Here is a 17,405-nt window from a genome sequence, read left to right on the forward strand (position 1 = left end):
TCCGCCCGCGTCTGGCAGACTCTTCCCCCATGGGTGAAACAACCGTGAAAACTATGGAAGGCCGGACGGCCGCCACCCCGTCACCCATGGTGGACGAGGACCCCGATACCGCGCACGCCCCGGACACCGGGGCGGCACCGGCCGACCGCTCCCCCCGGTCCGCCCGGCTCGCCCGGCTGAAGGAGCTGCGCTCCCCGCGCCGCCCCCGCATCTGGTTCGAGATCCTGCTGATCGCGGTCAGCTACTGGACGTACTCCCTGATCCGCAACGCGGTCCCCGAGCAGAAGGCCCAGGCCCTGCGGAACGCGGACTGGATCTGGGAGACCCAGAAGTCCCTGGGCCTCGCCTTCGAGGAGAAGGTGAACCACGCCGCGAACTCGGTGACATGGCTGATCGTGTCGATGAACTACTACTACGCGACCCTCCACTTCATCGTGACGATCGGCGTCCTGGTCTGGCTCTACCGCTGGCACCCCGGCCGCTACGCGGCGGGCCGTCTGGCCCTCTTCGCGACCACCGGCGTGGCCCTGGTCGGCTACTACCTGTATCCGCTCGCACCCCCTCGGCTGATGAACGGCCAGGATTTCATCGACACCGTGCTCGTCCACGAGACCTGGGGCTCCATGGCCTCCGGCGACCTCAAGAACATGTCCAACCAGTACGCCGCGATGCCCTCCATGCACATGGGCTGGTCCTTCTGGTGCGGCCTGATCATCTTCGCCGTCGCCACCACCCCCTGGGCCAAGATCCTCGGCCTGCTCTACCCGGCGGCCACCCTCGTCGTCATCGTCGCCACCGCCAACCACTTCTGGCTCGACGCCGTCGGCGGCATCATCTGCCTCGCCTTCGGCTTCGCGGTCTCCTACGCCTGGTACGCGGCCCTGCCGCACCAGCTCCCCAAGATCCCCGTCCGGGAACCGGCGCGGGGGCGGCTGTGGCCCGCGAAGGCGTAGCGATCCTGCTTCTTTTGTGAGAACGGCCCGTCCCCCGCTCGTGCGCGGGGGACGGGCCGTTCTCGTGGGCCGTTCTCGTGGGCCGTTCCGGTGGGCCCTTCCGGTCGGTCAGAGGACCGGGGCGGGCACCAGGCGCTTGGAGTGCGGGTCGCCGCAGAATTCGGCGTCGATGACACCGCCGCCGCCCTCGCTGTTGACGCTGTAGGAGACGGTGTGGCGGCCGTCGGGGCTGGAGACGGCCTCGGTCACGGCGCCGGGGGTGCCGCCGCTGTGACCCCAGAGGGTGGTGTCGCAGCTGTTGTGGGGGTTGTAGATGCCGAGGCCGTAGCCGGTGTAGAGCGGGTCGCCGGGGGCGGGGACCGCGGTCTTCATGGCCTTGAGCTGCTTGGCGGGGAAGAGCTTGCCGCGCATCAGGGCGCTGAGGAACCGGTTCAGATCGCCGGTGGTGGAGATCATGTCGCCGGCGGCCCAGCCCCAGGACATGTTGTGCGCGGTGACGTCGTAGAACTCGGTCGCGGTGGGGTCGCTCAGCAAGGAGTAGTTGCGGGCGCTGGGCTTCGGCAGGTGGGGGTTGTTCCCGGGGAGGCTGGTGGCGCGCAGGGCGAGCGGTTTGATGATCCGGTCGCGCACCTCGCTCTCGTAGGTGTCGCCGCTGATCTTCTCGATGATCAGCCCGGCCAGGACATAGCCGGTGTTGGAGTAGGAGTGTTTGGTCCCGGGCGCGAAGTCGGGCTTGTGCGACAGGGCCACCTTGACCAGGTCCAGGGGGGCGAGGGTGTCGTAGCGGTGGGTGAGGAAGCCGGGCGCGGCGAGGTGTTTGCGGCCGAACTCCGGGTCGCTGGTGTAGTTGAAGATCCCGCTGGTGTGGTTGAGCAGCTGCCGTACGGTGATCTGGCGGCCGTCGTTGCCGTTGCCCCGGACGACGCCGGGCAGATGCTTCTCCACGGAGTCGTCGAGACTGAGCCTCCCCTCGGCCTCCATCTGAAGCAGCACCGTCGCCACGAACGTCTTGGTGACGCTGCCGATACGGAAGCGGTCGTTCGCCCCGCGCGCCTCGCCCGCCCTCAGATCCCCCACCCCCGCGGTGCCCTGCCAGACATCGCCCTTGTCCCGCACCCCGGCGGTCACCCCGGGCAGCCCCGATTTCACCAGCGCGTCCAGCGCCTGCTGGGTCTTCTGTCGCGCCTTCCCCCCTTTCTCCCCGTCGGCCCCGGTCTGGGCCTGGGCCGGAACCGTGAACGCCGTGACGGCCACCGCCGCCGCGACCAGTCCGACGATGCTCGTCCTGGTCACCCTGCTCGTCCTGCTGGTCCTGCTTCCCGCTGACATCTGCCGCTCCTGGTCTGTCGTACCGGTGATTCACCCGGGATGACCCGGTGCGGCATGTACTGGTTGACCGCTGCACGACCCTTGGCCGGAACCCCGGAAGCGGATGGCCGGATGAACGTTTTCGGGGGCGGCTCCGTCGTAACGGAAACAGGGAGGGCGGGGGATGCGCACAGGACGCGGTACCGGAGCGGTGACGGCCGGGGGGCTGGCCACAGCGGCGGCGCTGGTCGCCGGGGTGGTGCTCGGGGACGGATGCGGGTGACGTTCGACGTCACCCGGTGGTTCAAACCGGCGGCGGGGCAGCGGCGGCTGGAGCTGGACGTGGCCGATCCCGCGATCGCGCGGGTGGACGAGGAGTGGCGGCCGGGGCGGCACGCGCTGCTCATGATTCCGGCCCGGCCGGAGCTGTCGGTCGAGATCACCCCCGAAAGCGACATGTGGAGGATGCTCGACGAGATCGACGGGTACGCCGCCGACGCGGCCGCCACCGAGTGCCCCGCGTACTGGCGCGACCGGGAGCCCGATCCCCTGCTGGTGGACCCGCCGGGGGCCGCGGTCAGCGGTTGAGGAAGGCGAGCACCTCGGGCCAGGACTCCGCGCGGGCCTTGGCGTCGGCGGCCCGGGTGCCGCCCAGAGGCAGGCGTTCGCCCAGGAGTACGGTGACGGTGCCCGTCGGCAGATACGGGTAGGAGCCCACGGTGTGGCCCGCGTCCGGGTGGATCAGCGCGCGGTGCGGCTCGGCGGTGCCCTTGCGGGCGGCGATCGACTCGGAGAACGACTGGGCCGCCCAGAGCGTGTCCTTGCCGCCCGCGATCGCGAGGACGGAGCCGCGCGTCCGGTCGTACGGAATGGGCCCCTCCGGGATCGCCTTGCCGCCCTTGGTCCATGCCTTGCCGCCGGACGGGAAGGAGCCGACGACGTGGTCGGACGGGGCGAACACCACCGCGTCGCGGACCAGGTCCGGGTAGTGCTGGGCCAGCAGTTGGGCGGGCTCGCTGCCCCGGGAGGTGCCCATAGCGGTCATCCGGCGGGCGTCCGCCCCCGGCTGGACGGCCAGGAGTTCGGCGGCGGTGGCGAAGTACTCCAGTGGGACGTCCCTGAGGGTCTGGGGGGTGCCGGGGCAGCGGAAGTAGCAGAGGAGGAGGGTCGGATGGCCCCGGGAGGCGAGCAGGGCGGCGGTGCTGCGGGAGGAGCTGCCCCCGCCCTCCGAGCCGCCGAAGAGCAGGACGGGGGCGCGCTCGGGGCCGCCCTTCGCGGGGAGCAGCAGCCGCCCGGCGACCTTGTCGCGGGCGACGGTCAGCTCCCGGACGGTGACCTTGTCGGTGCGCCAGGTACGGGTGAGTTCACGGTCGGCGATCGTGCGGTCGCCCGCCTCGACGGCGAGACGGACGGTGTACGAGGTGGCCTGCCCCGAATTGGCGGCGAACGAGTTCTCGTCGGGGTCCGCGCCGTCCGCCCGGACCATCGACCAGAAGAGGCCCATGCCGTCGGCGTCCTTGTACGTCCCCGAGGAGGGGCGGGCCCTGGTGAGGTCCACGGAGCCTTGGGCGTCCGCCGTGAAGGCGGCCTTCCCCGACCAGGTGGCGCTGTTGGCGTCGTCGGCCTCGGAGGTGACGGTGATCTTCTCCCCGGCGCGCAGGCCGGAGATCCGGATCCGTACCGGCTCATCCACGAGCGCGGTCGGTTTGTCGACTTCGATGACCGCCTTGTCGCTGGCGTCGCCGTCCGACCCGTCCGACCCGTCCGCACCGCCGGATCCGGAGGTGCAGCCCGTCGCGAGCACAGCGAGGGCCACTAGCCCCAACAGCCCCTTGTATCCCCCCTGTTTCATGGCCCCAGTGTGCTCCGGTACGGGCCCGGCCCGCCACGCCTTCACGTGATGCGACGGGCCCGGCCGGCGGGTGTCACTTCCCGGCGGTGCCGGGTTCCCCGGCGATGGACTCCTGGTAGACGTCCGCGTAGGTGCGCGAGTCCTTGACCAGCTCGTCGCAGAAGGCGGCGACGTCGCTGCCGATGAGCTCCAGGACCCCCTTGCCCGAGGCGGCGCCCTCCTCGAAGAAGTCGACGATCCCGGGGAGCAGGGATTCGCCGAGCAGATCGATCGGTCCGACCTTGAGCAGGTACTTCTGCATCTCCTTGTAGACGATCCGGTAGTCCGGCGGGAGCGCCCCGACCCGGGCGGTGTGCGCCCGCCACTGCTTCTTGCCCTCGATGATGTCCCGGATGCTCATGTCAGCCTCCCAGCCGGCTCAGTTTCCTCGCGACGTTCCTGTTCAACTGCTCGCGCCACCGGTCGCGATAGGTGCGGGCCCCTTCCCCGCCGGCCAGCGCCGCGCAGAAGCCCCGGATGTCGTCGCCGAGGACCTCCTGGACGCCCTGTCCGTCCGCCGCCGCCTCTTCGAGCAGCCCCAGGGCGGCGTCGAGGATCGGCATCAGATTGCGGCCGGTGAAGTCGCCGTGGGGGAAGAGGTGGACCTTGATCTGTCCCCAGGCCGCCCGGCAGTCGTCCGGCAGGGCATCCGCCCGGACTTCGAACGCCTTCCAGTCCCTGGTGAGATCGCTGCCGGTGATGGTCTCCCAGAAGTTCATCTCCCGCCCTCCTTGAGCCTGTCGATACGTGATGAGACGTACTGCCATTTCGTCCAGAACCTCGCGAGTTCCTCGCGTCCGGCGTCGTTGAGCGCGTAGAACTTGCGCGGCGGACCGACCCCGGAAGGCCGCTTCGTCACCTGGACGAGCTTGTTCCGCTCCAGCCGCAGCAAGATGGTGTACACCGTCCCCTCGACGACGTCGGCGAAGCCGAGCTCGTGCAACTGGCGGGTGATGGCGTACCCGTAGGTCTCCTCGCGGCCGATGATTTCGAGCACGCACCCTTCGAGCGTGCCCTTCAGCATCTCCGTCAGGTCGTCCATGGTGAGTCCTCCTCGGCACTCGGTACCGCGTAGCACCGAGTACCACTATACGGTATCACCGAGTAGCAGAGATGTCAGCGCTCCGATGCGCCCCGGCGGGCCCGGGAGGCGAGCAGTGCGAGCAGGGCACACGGGAGCAGGAGCAGGGCGAAGGCGGTGGCGTAGCCGGCGGTGTCGCTCGCGCCGCCCTGGGCGAGGAGGTTGAACAGGGCGGACGCGAGGCCGAGTACGGCTATCTGGCCCAGGTTCTGGCTGGTCTGCATCGCGCTGCTGGCGTGGCCCAGCCGGTCGGCCGGGCTGTGGGCGAGCGAGAGCACGGTGACGGCGGGGGCGAGCAGGCCCATGCCGAGGGCCGCGACGACCATGGACGATCCGGCGACGGGCGAGGGCATCGAGGGGTGCGCGCCGACGACGGCGGGCGCGACCGCCGCCACCATCACCAGCGCACCCGCCACGACCAGCCGTTCGCGCGGGCAGCTCTCCAGCCTTCCCTGCACCCAGGAGGCGGCGGCCCAGGCGAGGGCCGCGCCGGTGAAGGCCAGTCCGATCGCCGGGGGCGAGACATCGCGGCCGGTGACGAGCATCAGCGGTACGAGGGCCTCCAGGGTGAAGAACACCCCGGAGGCCAGACCCCTCAGCAGCACCGTGACCGGCAGGCCGCGCGCGGCGCGCCAGGTGCCCGGCGGCAGCAGCCGGGGCGCGAAGACCGCCAGCAGGGCGAACCCGGCCACCGCGAACAGCAGATGGCGCGCGTCCCAGCCGGACACGCCGTACTGGCCGAGCGCCGCGCCGATGCTGACGGCGGTGGCGATCAGCAGCGGGGGGCGCGCCGCCCCGGTCGCCGACGGCTCTCCGGACGACGGCCGGGGCTCGGGCGACCAGGAGCCGCCGCGCAGCTGCGCCACGACGATCAGGGCGGGTACGGCGGTGAGCGCGGCCAGCCCGAAGAACATCTCGCGCCAGGACCACCACTCCACGACCAGCCCCGCCAGCGGCGGTCCGATCAGTGAGGGAACGATCCAGCAGGTGCTCATCAGGGCGAGCGCGCGGGGGCGCAGCCGCTCGGGATAGGCCTGGCCGATGGCGGTGTTGATCGCCACGGCGACCATTCCGGCCGCCAGTCCGTCGAGGAACCGCCCGGCCGCGAGCTGCCAGATCGAAGTGCTGGCCCCGGAGACCAGCAGCGTGACCACGGCGAGCGCCATGCCGGCGGCCAGCGGGCGCGGGGCCCCGGCCCGGTCGGCCCAGTGGCCGCCCAGCACCCCGCCCAGCAGGCTCGCGGCGACGAAACAGCCTGCGACCAGCGGGAAGAGCGCCACCCCGTCGAGGTCCCGGGCGGCCGTCGGCAGGGTGGGGATCACGGCCAGCGCGGCGAGTCCGGTCAGGAACATCACGGCGGCGAAGCTGTAGGTGGCGGCGGCGTACGCGCCGGAGAACAGGCCGCCGTCCCCGCCCCCGCCGTCGTCACCGCCCTCGCCCCCGCCGCCTGTGCCGTCGCCGCCGTCGTCGTCGGGAGGAGTGGGCGGGGCCTGCGGCGAACGCTTCGGATCGTGGGTCACGAGCGCACAAGCTATGCGCGCCGCGCGCCGCCGTGCCACCGGATTTCGGGTGCGCCCGGGCCCGGGGCCCGGGGCCCGTCAGGCGTCGTAGAAGAGGGTCTCCATCACCGCGCGGGCGCGGCGGGTGATGCGGCGGTAGTCGTCGAGCATGTCGCCGACATGGCCGGGGCCGTAGCCGAGGTAGCGGCCGAGCGCGGCCAGTTCGCGGCCGTCGGAGGGGAAGGTGTCGCCCGCTCTGCCCCGTACCAGCATCACTCCGTTGCGGACCCGGGACGCCAGCACCCAGGCCTCGTCGAGGATCTGGGCGTCCTCGGCGGCGATCAGCCCGGCGGTGTGGGCGGCGGAGAGAGCGCGCCGGGTACGGGTGGTGCGCAGGCCGGGTTCGGCCCAGGCGTGGCGGAGCTGGAAGAGCTGGACCGTCCATTCGACGTCGCTCAGCCCGCCCCGGCCGAGTTTGGTGTGGAGTGTGGGGTCCGCGCCGCGCGGCAGCCGTTCGGACTCCATGCGGGCCTTGAGCCTGCGGATCTCGCGTACCGCGTCTTCGCTGACGCCGTCCTGGGGGTAGCGCAGCGGGTCGACGAGTGCGATGAAGCGCTCCCCCAGCTCGCGGTCGCCGGCCATCGGCTCGGCGCGCAGCAGGGCCTGGCTCTCCCACCCCAGCGACCAGCGCCGGTAGTACGCCTCGTAGGAGGCGAGGGTGCGGACGAGGGGGCCGCTCTTGCCCTCGGGGCGGAGGTCGGCGTCGATGAGGAGCGGCGGATCGGCGGTGGGGAGCTGGAGCAGTCTGCGCATCTCGGAGACGACGGCGTGCGCCGCGCGCCCGGCCTCCTGTTCGCCGACGCCCTCGCGCGGCTCGTGGACGAAGAGGACGTCGGCGTCGGAGCCGTATCCCAGCTCGTGTCCGCCGAAGCGGCCCATGCCGATGACGGCGAACCGGGTCGGCAGCTCGTCGCCCCAGCGTTCGCGGACGGCGGCCCGGAGCGCGCCCGCGATCGTCGCCGCGTTGAGGTCGGTGACGGCGTCGCCGACGCGGTCGGCCAGGGCTCCGGTGTCGGCCTCGGCGGGGCTCTCCTCGGTGCCGTACGAGCCGATGAGGTCGGCGGCGGCGGTGCGGAACAGCTCCCGGCGGCGTACGCCCCGGGCCACGGCGACGGCGGTCTCGGCGCTGGCCTGGCGGCCGACGGCGGCCAGCACCTCGGGCTCCAGGTGTTCCCGGGAGCGCGGCTTGAGGCCGCCGGGGTCGCCGAGGATGGCGACCGCCTCGGGGGCGCGCAGCAGCAGGTCGGGGGCGAGCCGGCCGGCCGAGAGGACCCGGGCGAGGTTCTCGGCGGCGGCGCCCTCGTCGCGGAGGAGCCGCAGATACCAGGGGGTCTTGCCGAGGGCGTCGGAGACCTTGCGGAAGCCGAGGAGCCCGGCGTCCGGGTCGGCGGAGTCGGCGAACCAGCCCAGCAGGACCGGCAGCAGGGTCCGCTGGATGGCGGCCTTGCGGCTGACGCCGGAGGCGAGCGCCTCCAGATGGCGCAGGGCGGCGGCCGGGTCGGCGTAGCCGAGGGCTTCGAGGCGCTGGCGGGCGGCCTGGGTGGAGAGCCGGGTCTCGCCGGGGGCGAGCTGGGCGGCGGCGTCGAGGAGCGGCCGGTAGAAGAGCTTCTCGTGCAGTCTGCGGACGACGGAGGCGTGCCGCCGCCACTCCCGGTTCAGTTCGAAGACCGGGTCCATGCGCAGGCCCAGCGAGCGGCCGAGCCGGCGCAGATCGGCCGGGTCCTCGGGAACGAGATGGGTGCGGCGCAGCCGGTAGAGCTGGATGCGGTGCTCCATGGCGCGCAGGAAGCGGTACGCGTCGTCGAGCTGGCCGGCGTCCGCGCGGCCGACGTAGCCGCCTGCGGCCAGTGCCTGGAGCGCGTCGAGGGTGCTGCCGCTGCGGAGGCCGGGGTCGCTGCGGCCGTGGACGAGCTGGAGGAGCTGGACGGCGAATTCGACGTCGCGCAGTCCGCCGGGGCCGAGCTTCAGCTCGCGCTCGACCTCGGCGGCCGGGATGTTGTCGATGACGCGGCGGCGCATCTTCTGGACGTCGGGGACGAAGTTCTCGCGCTCGGCGGCCTGCCAGACCAGCGGGGACACGGCCTCGATGTACTCCTCGCCGAGTGCCGGGTCCCCGGCGACCGGCCGGGCCTTGAGCAGGGCCTGGAACTCCCAGGTCTTGGCCCAGCGCTGGTAGTAGGCGAGATGGCTGGAGAGGGTGCGCACCAGCGGGCCGTTGCGCCCCTCGGGGCGGAGGTTGGCGTCGACCGGCCAGATGGTGCCCTCGACGGTGGTTTCGGAGCAGATCCGCATCAGATGGGAGGCGAGCCGGGTCGCGGCCCGGATCGCGGTGTTCTCCTCCGCGCCGCCGGCGGGTTCGGCGACGAAGACGACGTCGACGTCGGAGACGTAGTTGAGTTCGTGGCCGCCGCACTTGCCGAGCGCGATGACGGCGAGTCGGCACTGTGCCGCGTCCTCGGGGGCGGCGGTGCGGGCGATGGCGAGCGCCGCGCGCAGGGTGGCGGTGGCGAGGTCGGCGAGTTCGGCGGCGGTCTCCTTGACGTCGATCGTGCCGCAGACGTCGCGGGCCGCGATGCCGAGGAGGCTGCGCCGGTAGGCGACGCGCAGCGACACCGGGTCGTCGGCCTCGGCGAGGTCGTGTTCGAACTCCTCGACGCCGGGGTGGAGGTCCGCCGCCTCCCAGGTGACGAGCGTCCGCCAGTCGCCGGGGTGCCGGGCGAGGTGGTCGCCGAGCGCCTCGGACGCGCCGAGGACTCCGAGGAGCCGGTCGCGCAGGGGTTTGGCGGCGAGGAGGGTGTCGAGAAGGACCCGGCGGCCGTCCTCGGGCTGCGCCTCCACCAGTCGTACCAGGCCGCCGAGGGCGAGATCGGGGTCGGCGACCGCGCCGAGCGCGTCGAGGAGCACGGGGTCGCTGTGGACGGCGGCCATCACGGGGAGATCGAGCAGCCGGTGGGCGGCTCCGGGGTCGGTGAAGCCGTGCCGGACCAGCCGGGTGAAGGTACTGCTTCTGCGCCCGGGTACCGCCGTCATCCCGCCGTCTCCTCGTTCTGAGCCGCTCCGCGCGGCGGTGCCGCGCGGGGTGCCGCGCCCGTGCCCCGGACGGTGTCCCGTCCTGCGATCAAGGCCGGTGGAATCGAGACTAGTCGCAGCGGCCGCCCTCCGATGAAACCGGTACCGCCGGGACCGATGAGTCATGGCCGTCGCGGCGGTCCACATCATGACGAACCGATGTTCCCGATGGACCCGACGGAAGGACCACCATGGCGGAGACCGAGCCCCGTGCCGAACTGGACGCCCGCTACAGCGAGGAGTCGGCGACGGCGGCGGACTGGTCCGAGGCGGTCGCCCGGCTGCGGGCGGCCGAGTTGTTCTGGCTGTCGACGGTGCGGCCGGACGGCCGCCCGCACGTCACCCCGCTGCTCGCCGTCTGGCTGGACGGCGCGCTGCATTTCTGCACCGGTGCCGAGGAGCGCAAGGCCAGGAACCTGCGGGAGAATCCCGAGGTCGTTCTCACCACCGGGACCGATGCCCTGCGGGAGGGGTACGACCTGGTGGTCGAGGGCGAGGCGGTGCGGCTGACCGACGAGGAGCGGCTGCGGGCGCTGGCCGCCGCGTACACCGCGAAATACGGCGCGGAGTGGACCTTCGAGGTCCGTGACGGGGCGTTCGTCGCCGACGCGGGCGTCGCGCTGGTGTTCCGGGTGGAGCCGCGCACGGCCTTCGGATTCGCGAAATCACCCTACGGTCAGACACGGTGGCAGTTCACCCGTAAGTAACCCTCGCCGAAAGGACTTTCCCATGGAATGGACACTCGAAGTCGTCAGGGTCCCGGTGACGGACCTGGACCGCTCCAAGAAGTTCTACGCGGAGGGCTGCGGCTTCGCGGTCGACGTCGACCAGGAGGTGGCCCCGGGCGTCCGGGTCATCCAGCTGACCCCGCCGGGCTCACGCTGTTCGATCGCCCTGATGGGCGGTTTCCCCGACCATCCCGGGCAGCCCTCGGCCGCCCCGGGCTCCCTGCGCGGGCTCCAGCTCTGCGTCACCGACATCGCGGCGGCCAGGGCGGCCCTGGCCGAGCGGTCGGTGGCGGTCAGCGAGATCCAGCACGTGGGCGCGAGCGGCTGGGAGGACGGCAGAGGCGGCGAGTGGAACTCCTTCCTCTTCTTCTCCGACCCCGACGGAAACGCCTGGTCGGTCCAGGAAGCCCCGTCCCCGCTGTCCCAGCGCTGACGACCGGGCGGGCGGCCGGACCACATCCCGGCCGCCGTCACCGCCCGCCCCGCCGCCCCTCTGCTAACTCGCCGGCGGCGGGGGCGGCGGCGGAGGCTGATCCTGACTGCCCGTGCCGAACTGTCCCTTGAGCTTGTCCTGCGCCTTGTCCACATGGCCGCTGTACTTGCCCTTGGTCTTCGCGTCGAAGGCGTCACCCGCCTTGTCCACACCCTTGTCGACCTTGGACTCATGGCCCTTCAGCATCTGCTTCAGCTTGTCCAGTACGGACATGGGCTCATCCCTTCAGCACTCTTTCCCCCGTCCCCTCCAGGGTCACCGCACAACCCGCCCTCCGCATCCCGGGAGCCCGCAGAGGTCAGCGGTCAGAGCACCGGCAGGTTCTTCCGCAGTTCAAAGGCGGTGACCTCGGAGCGGTACTCCTCCCACTCCTGCTTCTTGTTGCGGAGGAAGAAGTCGAAGACGTGCTCGCCGAGGGTCTCGGCGACCAGTTCGCTGCGTTCCATGAGGGCGATGGCCTCGCCGAGGTTCTGGGGGAGGGGCTCGATGCCCATGGCGCGGCGTTCGGCGTCGGAGAGGGCCCAGACGTCGTCGTCGGCGCCGGGGGGGAGTTCGTAGCCCTCTTCGATGCCCTTGAGGCCGGCGGCGAGGAGGACGGCGTAGGTGAGGTAGGGGTTGGCGCCGGAGTCGATGGAGCGGACCTCGACGCGGGAGGAGCCGGTTTTGCCGGGCTTGTACATGGGGACGCGGATGAGGGCGGAGCGGTTGTTGTGGCCCCAGCAGATGTAGGAGGGGGCTTCGCCGCCCGCGCCGGCGCTGCGGGCGGAGCCGCCCCAGATGCGCTTGTAGGAGTTGACCCACTGGTTGGTGACGGCGGAGATCTCGGCGGCGTGTCTGAGGAGGCCGGCGATGAAGGAGCGGCCGACCTTGGAGAGCTGGTACTCCGCGCCGGACTCGTAGAAGGCGTTGCGGTCGCCCTCGAAGAGGGAGAGGTGGGTGTGCATGCCGGAGCCGGGGTACTCGCTGAAGGGCTTGGGCATGAAGGTGGCCTGGACGCCCTGCTCCAGCGCCACCTGCTTCATGACCAGGCGGAAGGTCATGATGTTGTCGGCGGTGGAGAGCGCGTCCGCGTAGCGCAGATCGATCTCCTGCTGGCCCGGCGCGCCCTCGTGGTGGCTGAACTCCACCGAGATGCCCATGGATTCGAGCATGGTGATGGCCTGGCGGCGGAAGTCCATGCCGACGTTCTGGGGGGTGTGGTCGAAGTAGCCGGAATTGTCGGCGGGCACGGGGCGGCTGCCGTCCAGCGGCTTGTCCTTGAGGAGGAAGAACTCGATCTCGGGGTGGGTGTAGAAGGTGAAGCCGAGGTCGGAGGTCTTGGCGAGCATCCGCTTGAGGACGTAGCGCGGGTCGGCGAAGGAGGGCGAGCCGTCCGGCATCAGGATGTCGCAGAACATGCGCGCGGTGCCGGGGGCCTCGGCGCGCCAGGGCAGGATCTGGAAAGTGCCGGGGTCCGGCTTGGCGATCATGTCGGACTCGTAGACGCGGGCGAAGCCCTCGATGGCCGAGCCGTCGAAGCCGATGCCCTCGTCGAAGGCCTGCTCAAGCTCGGCGGGGGCCACCGCGACCGACTTCAGGAAGCCGAGCACATCGGTGAACCACAGGCGCACGAACCGGATGTCGCGCTCCTCAAGCGTGCGGAGCACAAATTCCTGCTGCTTATCCATTTCCACCCAATCCTTGCTGGTCAAGCCGCCTGCTCCCCTGAGCATCCCATCCATGGGTTTCAGGCACATTGCGAACCCGGGCTGAGCCCCATTGTGAGTGAGCGGCCCCGGGGAAACGACCCCGGAGCCCGCCCGCCCCCGCCCGGGCGGGCCGGGGCGGCGGGGAAGGGGCCGGGGACGGCGTCTTTAAGCCGCCCCGTATGAGGTGCCCGGGGGCCCGGCTCGCTACGATCTGCGACCATGGGGGGTTCGCGCCTCGGGCCGGGAGCCCGCGTATGGCGTCCCACGGCGCTGCTGAGCGCTGTGGCGACGTTCCTCGGCGCGCTCTTCATCTGTCTGGGCCCGGCCGGTACGGACCATGCCCGGCTGCTGACGACGAGCCCCGCCGCGCAGCTGACCCCGGCGTACTCCTGTCCCTTCGACAGCGGGTCCTGCGGTGTGATGACGACGGTCACCCCCGCCGTGCTCACCCCGCAGCCGCCGGACGCCCCTCCCGTCGCCGACGCGCGGCTGCCGCGCCTCGACCGGGCGGCCCGCTCCAGGGTCCCGGTCAGTACGGCGGCCCGGCCTCGCGCCCCCGATCTGCACGTCCTTCAGGTGCTGCGGACTTAAAGCCTGTCCCGTGGGCCACGCCCCCGATCCGCACCGCCCCGTTTGATCCCCCGCTCTTCGACGAAGGACCACACCCATGGCCACGCGTAAGAACACCGACGACCGCCGCGCCCGAATAGAGGCCCTGCGCAAGGCCGAGCAGGCCCGTGAGCGCCGCAACCGCTTCATCACCATCGGCCTCAGCGCCGTGGTCGTCGCCGGACTGGTCGGCTTCGGCGTCTATGTCATCGACAAGCAGTCCGCCAAGGAGGAGCAGCGCGAGGCCCTGGCCAAGCAGCCGATCGCGGCGGAGAAGTCCTGGGACGCCAAGAAGCTGGGCCGTACCCATGTCGACAAGGCGGTGAGTTACCCGCAGAAGCCGCCGGTCGGCGGCGACCACCACCAGGCGTGGATGAACTGCGACCGCAATGTCTACAAGGAGCCGATCCCCAACGAGAACGCCGTCCACTCGCTGGAGCACGGCGCGGTGTGGGTGACGTACAACGACAAGGCTCCCAAGGACCAGGTGAAGAAGCTTGAGGACCGGGTCAAGGACACCTCGTACACGATGATCAGCCCGGTCCAGGACCAGGCCGACCCGATCATGCTGACCGCTTGGGGCAAGCAGGTGAGCGTGGACAGCGCGAGCGACAAGCGTGTGACGCAGTTCTTCGAGAAGTACATCCAGGGCCCGCAGACCCCGGAGCCGGGCGCGGCCTGCACCAGCGGCGTCAGCGGCAAGTGATGGGCATGACGCGTACGCACTGGGCGTCCATCACGGCGGTGGTGCTCGCGCTGCTCTTCGCCGGAGGCGCGACGCTGGCGACGGCCGGCGACGGCGGGTCCTCCGGGCCCGCCGCGCCGACGGCGGAGTCGGCGGACGCCGGGTTCGCGCGGGACATGTCCGTCCACCATCAGCAGGCGGTGGAGATGTCGTTCGTCGTCCGTGACCGCACGGACGACGAGGAGGTGCGCCGGCTGGCGTACGACATCGCCAATACGCAGGCCAATCAGCGCGGCATGATGCTGGGCTGGCTGGATCTGTGGGGCCTGCCGAAGGTCGCCCCGGACGCCGAGCCGATGGCGTGGATGGCGTCGGGCGGCGGGGACGGGAAGGATCCGCACGCCGGGCACTCCATGGCGAAGGCCGGGGAGGGTTCGCTGATGCCGGGCATGGCGACCGCCGAGCAGCTGGCGCGGCTGGGCCGGCTGAGCGGGGAGCGGGCGGAGATCGAGTATCTCCAGCTGATGATCGTCCACCACAACGGCGGCGTCGACATGGCCGAGGGCTGTGTGCGGCTCTGCACCGTGGGACCGGAGCGGGAACTCGCCCGGGGCATGGTGGACGCGCAGCGCTCCGAGGTCGAGCTGATGGTGGACCTGCTGAAGAAGCGGGGCGCTCAGGTCCGTACCTGATGCCTGGTACCTGATACCTGATCGCTCACGGTTCCCGGGCTGCCCGGGGACCGTGAGCGATCAGCTCGTGGACCAGCTGATCAGGGGCGGGCGGAGGGCCGCGCAGAGCGGCAGGCCCTGGGAGTCCGTGAGGGCGACGGCGGTCTCGGCGGTGCCGCCGGAGGCGATCGCCGCCTCGGGCAGGTCCGCCAGGAAGAGCTTGGCGCGGCGGAACACGGCGAACTCGCCGCCCGGCGGCAGCTCGCCCCAGGTGAGGTAGACGAAGCGCGCACCGCGCCGGCCCTGGACGTGCGGGCCCCGGAAGTCGACGCCGCCGTCGGCGGCGGTCACCGTCGACAGCGGGATCTCGAAGACGGCTTCGGCCGCGTCGGCCCGGACGAGCTGATCGGGCTCGCGGCCGCGCTGGGTGCCGATGTGCACATCGGTCCACTCCCCGCAAACGCTGCCGGGCAGCTCCCGACCGGTGATCCGCAGTGTCAGTGCCACCATGCCGCCCCTCGCTCCCTTTTCTTCATTTTTTCACTCTTTTGGCCTACACCGGTCGCGTACTCCACCTGGCCCAGCCGACGATGGGTCTGGCCCGTGCAGAAGCCACGAAGCCACCACGAAGCCACTTCGAGGAGGCGCGTACGCGATGACGACAGCAAAGGACATCATGCACGCGGGGGCCCAGTGGATCCCCGCGCACGAGACGCTCGACCGGGCCGCGCAGCTGATGCGCGATCTGAATGTGGGCGCGCTGCCCATCGCCGACGCCGATGAACGCCTCTGCGGCATCCTCACCGACCGGGACATCGTGGTCGGCTGTGTGGCCATGGGCCACGACCCGGCGAAGGTGACGGCGGGCGAGATGGCGCAGGGCACCCCGCGCTGGATCGAGTCGGACTCGGGTGTCGAGGATGTGCTCCAGGAGATGGAGTCGCACCAGATCCGGCGGCTGCCGGTGATCGAGGACAAGCGGCTGGTCGGCATGATCAGCGAGGCGGATCTCGCCCAGCATCTGTCGGACGAGCAGCTCGCGGGGTGGGTGGAGCGGGTCTACGCGAGGGGCTGAGCGGCAGCTTCGTCGGCAGCCGAGTCGTCCTCGCCGCCGCCCGCCGGGGCGTCGTCCCCGAGCACCGCGCGGGCCACCGCCTCCGGCTGGTCCAGCATCAGCAGATGGCCGGCGGGGGTGATCTCGCGGAAGCGCGCGCCGAGCGCCAGGGAGAGTTCCCGCTGCCGGGCGGTCCAGCGGCGGCCGCCCGCCGTCGCGGCGAGGACGGTGACGGGCGTACCGGCCAGCGGGTGCCGCTCACGCAGGGCGAGGAGTTCGGCGGCCACGGCACGGTAATGGGCGTTCTCCAGGAGGGCGCCCCTGACAACGCGCGAGGTGGTGTAGCAGCGGTGCACCAGCCCGGCGGGGGCCGGATCGCCGCCGCCTGTCCTGGCGAGCCGGACCGCGGCGCGCCGGGCGAGCGGCCCGAGCGCGGCGGGGACCCCGAGGGCGCTGAGCGCGCCGCCCGCCACCCGGGCGGCGGCCGTGCGCACGGCGGGCGCGGCGGGGGTGCGGGCGTCCTCCTCGACGCTGGAGTCGACCAGTACGAGGGAGGCGGTGCGGGCGGGGTGGAGCCGGGCGAAGGCCTCGGCGTGGAACCCGGCGATCGAGTGCCCGACGACGGTGGCCGGTGCGTCGAGACCGAGCGCGTCGAGCACGCCCGCGATGCGGTGGGCCTCACCGGCGGCGGACGGCGGGACGAGCGCGGGGCCGCTGAGCCCGTGTCCGGGGCGGTCGAAGCGGACCACCGTCCGGTACGGGGCGAGCAGGGGCACCACGGCGTCCCAGTCGAACCAGCCGAGCCCGAGGCCCGCGCTCAGCACACAGGCCGGTCCACTGCCCTCGGCGACCACATGGTGGGGTACGCCTCCGATCCGTACGAACATCAGCGTGCCGCCTCACTTTGGCGCTCCCGCGCCAGGGACAGCGCGAGCAGTCCCAGCCAGACTGCCACGAACAGGACCTGCGACCGCTGACCGGCTCCCAGCGCGTAGGTGCCCTCCCCGGCCGTGAAGGCGGCGACGGAGGCGAGGGTCCAGCCCGTGGCGGCGAGTTCGAGGACGACGAGGGCCGGGCCGAACCGGGCCAGCAGAGGCCAGCGGCGGTGGCGGCGGGCGGCGACGGTGAGCGCGACGATTCCGATGATCGCACCGGTCATGGCGAGGGAGGAGCTGACGGCGTGCGCGGCGTGGGTGGCGGGGACGAGCCCGGCGGTCTCCCGGGCGGCGCACTCGGGGTCGGCGGTGGGCGCGCAGCTCAGCGGCAGCCTGGAGTCGATGGCGGTGGCCGCGCCGAAGAGGGCGACGCCGCCCCAGCCGATGAGGTCCCAGGGGGTGCGGGAGGCGTGGGCGAGCGCCGTCTTCAGTGCCCAGAGCGCTCCGGCGAGGACGAGCAGCCCGGCGGCGAGGTCGGTGGCGCGGAAGAGTCCGCCGAAGGGCTGGTCTTCGGCGGCGAGTTCGCTGACGTAGGTCTGGACGGGGTCGAGGCCGGTGGTGAGGACGACTTCGAGCAGCCAGGCCGTGTAGACGAGCGCCCCGAGGGCTATCAGTACGGCGATCATATGAACAATGATCTCCGACCCGTCGGAACCGGCGGTGCGAGGACCGGACCGGGGT

20 protein-coding genes are annotated in these 17,405 nt (G+C 71.8%); 8 read left to right on the forward strand and 12 right to left on the reverse strand.

Annotated features, from left to right (window positions below; all coding sequences use genetic code 11):
• Positions 1–29 precede the first annotated feature (29 nt).
• Positions 30–953 carry a phosphatase PAP2 family protein gene (locus tag IE247_RS06215; RefSeq protein ID WP_190121854.1) on the forward strand — a complete coding sequence of 308 codons (924 nt, stop codon included), beginning with the start codon at positions 30–32 and terminating at the stop codon, positions 951–953.
• 108 nt (positions 954–1,061) lie between these two features.
• On the opposite strand, the gene IE247_RS06220 is transcribed toward IE247_RS06215, so the two are convergent.
• Complete coding sequence (locus IE247_RS06220; RefSeq protein WP_190121855.1) at positions 1,062–2,282, reverse strand: serine hydrolase domain-containing protein; 1,221 nt, start codon at positions 2,280–2,282, stop codon at positions 1,062–1,064.
• 258 nt (positions 2,283–2,540) lie between these two features.
• Here IE247_RS06220 and IE247_RS06225 point away from each other — a divergent pair, with 258 nt between their 5' ends.
• On the forward strand, positions 2,541–2,849 hold the full coding sequence (locus tag IE247_RS06225) for a hypothetical protein (protein WP_190121856.1): 309 nt from the start codon (positions 2,541–2,543) through the stop codon (positions 2,847–2,849).
• Here IE247_RS06225 and IE247_RS06230 read toward each other — a convergent pair.
• The 6 genes from IE247_RS06230 to IE247_RS06255 all read right to left on the reverse strand — a co-directional run bounded on the left by IE247_RS06230 (position 2,839) and on the right by IE247_RS06255 (position 9,822).
• Positions 2,839–4,113: an acyl-CoA thioesterase/bile acid-CoA:amino acid N-acyltransferase family protein gene (locus tag IE247_RS06230; RefSeq protein ID WP_190121857.1), complete on the reverse strand. Its 1,275-nt coding sequence runs from the start codon at positions 4,111–4,113 to the stop codon at positions 2,839–2,841. The genes IE247_RS06225 and IE247_RS06230 overlap by 11 nt on opposite strands.
• 73 nt (positions 4,114–4,186) lie before the next feature.
• On the reverse strand, positions 4,187–4,513 hold the full coding sequence (locus IE247_RS06235; protein ID WP_190121858.1) for a DUF1048 domain-containing protein: 327 nt from the start codon (positions 4,511–4,513) through the stop codon (positions 4,187–4,189).
• 1 nt (position 4,514) lies between these two features.
• Positions 4,515–4,871 (reverse strand): DUF1048 domain-containing protein, encoded by a 357-nt coding sequence (locus IE247_RS06240; RefSeq protein WP_190121859.1) that lies wholly within the window; start codon positions 4,869–4,871, stop codon positions 4,515–4,517.
• Entirely contained in the window at positions 4,868–5,194 is a 327-nt protein-coding gene (locus tag IE247_RS06245) for a PadR family transcriptional regulator (protein WP_190121860.1), read from the reverse strand. The genes IE247_RS06240 and IE247_RS06245 overlap by 4 nt, the downstream gene beginning before the upstream one ends.
• Positions 5,195–5,268: 74 nt before the next feature.
• Positions 5,269–6,633 (reverse strand): MFS transporter, encoded by a 1,365-nt coding sequence (locus IE247_RS06250; RefSeq protein WP_229868805.1) that lies wholly within the window; start codon positions 6,631–6,633, stop codon positions 5,269–5,271.
• A gap of 198 nt (positions 6,634–6,831) precedes the next feature.
• Positions 6,832–9,822 (reverse strand): bifunctional [glutamine synthetase] adenylyltransferase/[glutamine synthetase]-adenylyl-L-tyrosine phosphorylase, encoded by a 2,991-nt coding sequence (locus IE247_RS06255; RefSeq protein WP_190121861.1) that lies wholly within the window; start codon positions 9,820–9,822, stop codon positions 6,832–6,834.
• A 230-nt stretch (positions 9,823–10,052) separates the two neighbouring features.
• Here IE247_RS06255 and IE247_RS06260 point away from each other — a divergent pair, with 230 nt between their 5' ends.
• Both IE247_RS06260 and IE247_RS06265 read left to right on the forward strand, forming a co-directional pair.
• On the forward strand, positions 10,053–10,568 hold the full coding sequence (locus IE247_RS06260; RefSeq protein WP_190121862.1) for a pyridoxamine 5'-phosphate oxidase family protein: 516 nt from the start codon (positions 10,053–10,055) through the stop codon (positions 10,566–10,568).
• A gap of 22 nt (positions 10,569–10,590) precedes the next feature.
• A complete protein-coding gene (locus IE247_RS06265; protein ID WP_190121863.1) occupies positions 10,591–11,022 on the forward strand; it encodes a VOC family protein in 432 nt (143 codons plus the stop codon).
• A gap of 63 nt (positions 11,023–11,085) precedes the next feature.
• Here the strand turns inward: IE247_RS06265 and IE247_RS06270 are convergent, their stop codons facing one another.
• Both IE247_RS06270 and glnA2 read right to left on the reverse strand, forming a co-directional pair.
• The gene (locus IE247_RS06270) at positions 11,086–11,295 is read right to left on the reverse strand and encodes an antitoxin (RefSeq protein WP_190121864.1); all 210 of its coding nucleotides are present in this window, start codon (positions 11,293–11,295) and stop codon (positions 11,086–11,088) included.
• Between the two features lie 92 nt (positions 11,296–11,387).
• On the reverse strand, positions 11,388–12,749 hold the full coding sequence (gene glnA2, locus IE247_RS06275; protein WP_190121865.1) for a gamma-glutamylpolyamine synthetase GlnA2: 1,362 nt from the start codon (positions 12,747–12,749) through the stop codon (positions 11,388–11,390).
• A gap of 240 nt (positions 12,750–12,989) precedes the next feature.
• On the opposite strand from glnA2, the gene IE247_RS06280 reads away from it, so the two are divergent.
• The 3 genes from IE247_RS06280 to IE247_RS06290 all read left to right on the forward strand — a co-directional run bounded on the left by IE247_RS06280 (position 12,990) and on the right by IE247_RS06290 (position 14,756).
• On the forward strand, positions 12,990–13,361 hold the full coding sequence (locus IE247_RS06280) for a hypothetical protein (protein ID WP_190121866.1): 372 nt from the start codon (positions 12,990–12,992) through the stop codon (positions 13,359–13,361).
• 76 nt (positions 13,362–13,437) lie between these two features.
• Entirely contained in the window at positions 13,438–14,085 is a 648-nt protein-coding gene (locus IE247_RS06285) for a thioredoxin-like domain-containing protein (RefSeq protein ID WP_190121867.1), read from the forward strand.
• 5 nt (positions 14,086–14,090) lie between these two features.
• Positions 14,091–14,756: a DUF305 domain-containing protein gene (locus tag IE247_RS06290; RefSeq protein WP_190121868.1), complete on the forward strand. Its 666-nt coding sequence runs from the start codon at positions 14,091–14,093 to the stop codon at positions 14,754–14,756.
• A 60-nt stretch (positions 14,757–14,816) separates the two neighbouring features.
• Here IE247_RS06290 and IE247_RS06295 read toward each other — a convergent pair whose 3' ends face one another.
• Positions 14,817–15,245 carry a DUF5990 family protein gene (locus tag IE247_RS06295; protein WP_190121869.1) on the reverse strand — a complete coding sequence of 143 codons (429 nt, stop codon included), beginning with the start codon at positions 15,243–15,245 and terminating at the stop codon, positions 14,817–14,819.
• A gap of 145 nt (positions 15,246–15,390) precedes the next feature.
• Here IE247_RS06295 and IE247_RS06300 point away from each other — a divergent pair, with 145 nt between their 5' ends.
• Complete coding sequence (locus tag IE247_RS06300) at positions 15,391–15,810, forward strand: CBS domain-containing protein (RefSeq protein WP_190121870.1); 420 nt, start codon at positions 15,391–15,393, stop codon at positions 15,808–15,810.
• Here the strand turns inward: IE247_RS06300 and IE247_RS06305 are convergent.
• Together IE247_RS06305 and IE247_RS06310 are read right to left on the reverse strand one after the other, a co-directional pair.
• Positions 15,795–16,676, reverse strand: a complete 882-nt coding sequence (locus IE247_RS06305) for an alpha/beta fold hydrolase (RefSeq protein ID WP_190121871.1) — start codon at positions 16,674–16,676, stop codon at positions 15,795–15,797. The genes IE247_RS06300 and IE247_RS06305 overlap by 16 nt on opposite strands.
• Entirely contained in the window at positions 16,676–17,350 is a 675-nt protein-coding gene (locus IE247_RS06310; protein ID WP_190121872.1) for a DUF998 domain-containing protein, read from the reverse strand. The genes IE247_RS06305 and IE247_RS06310 overlap by 1 nt, the downstream gene beginning before the upstream one ends.
• Positions 17,351–17,405: the final 55 nt, after the last annotated feature.

The organism is Streptomyces inusitatus (genome assembly GCF_014651115.1).
GTDB lineage: Bacteria > Actinomycetota > Actinomycetes > Streptomycetales > Streptomycetaceae > Streptomyces > Streptomyces amakusaensis.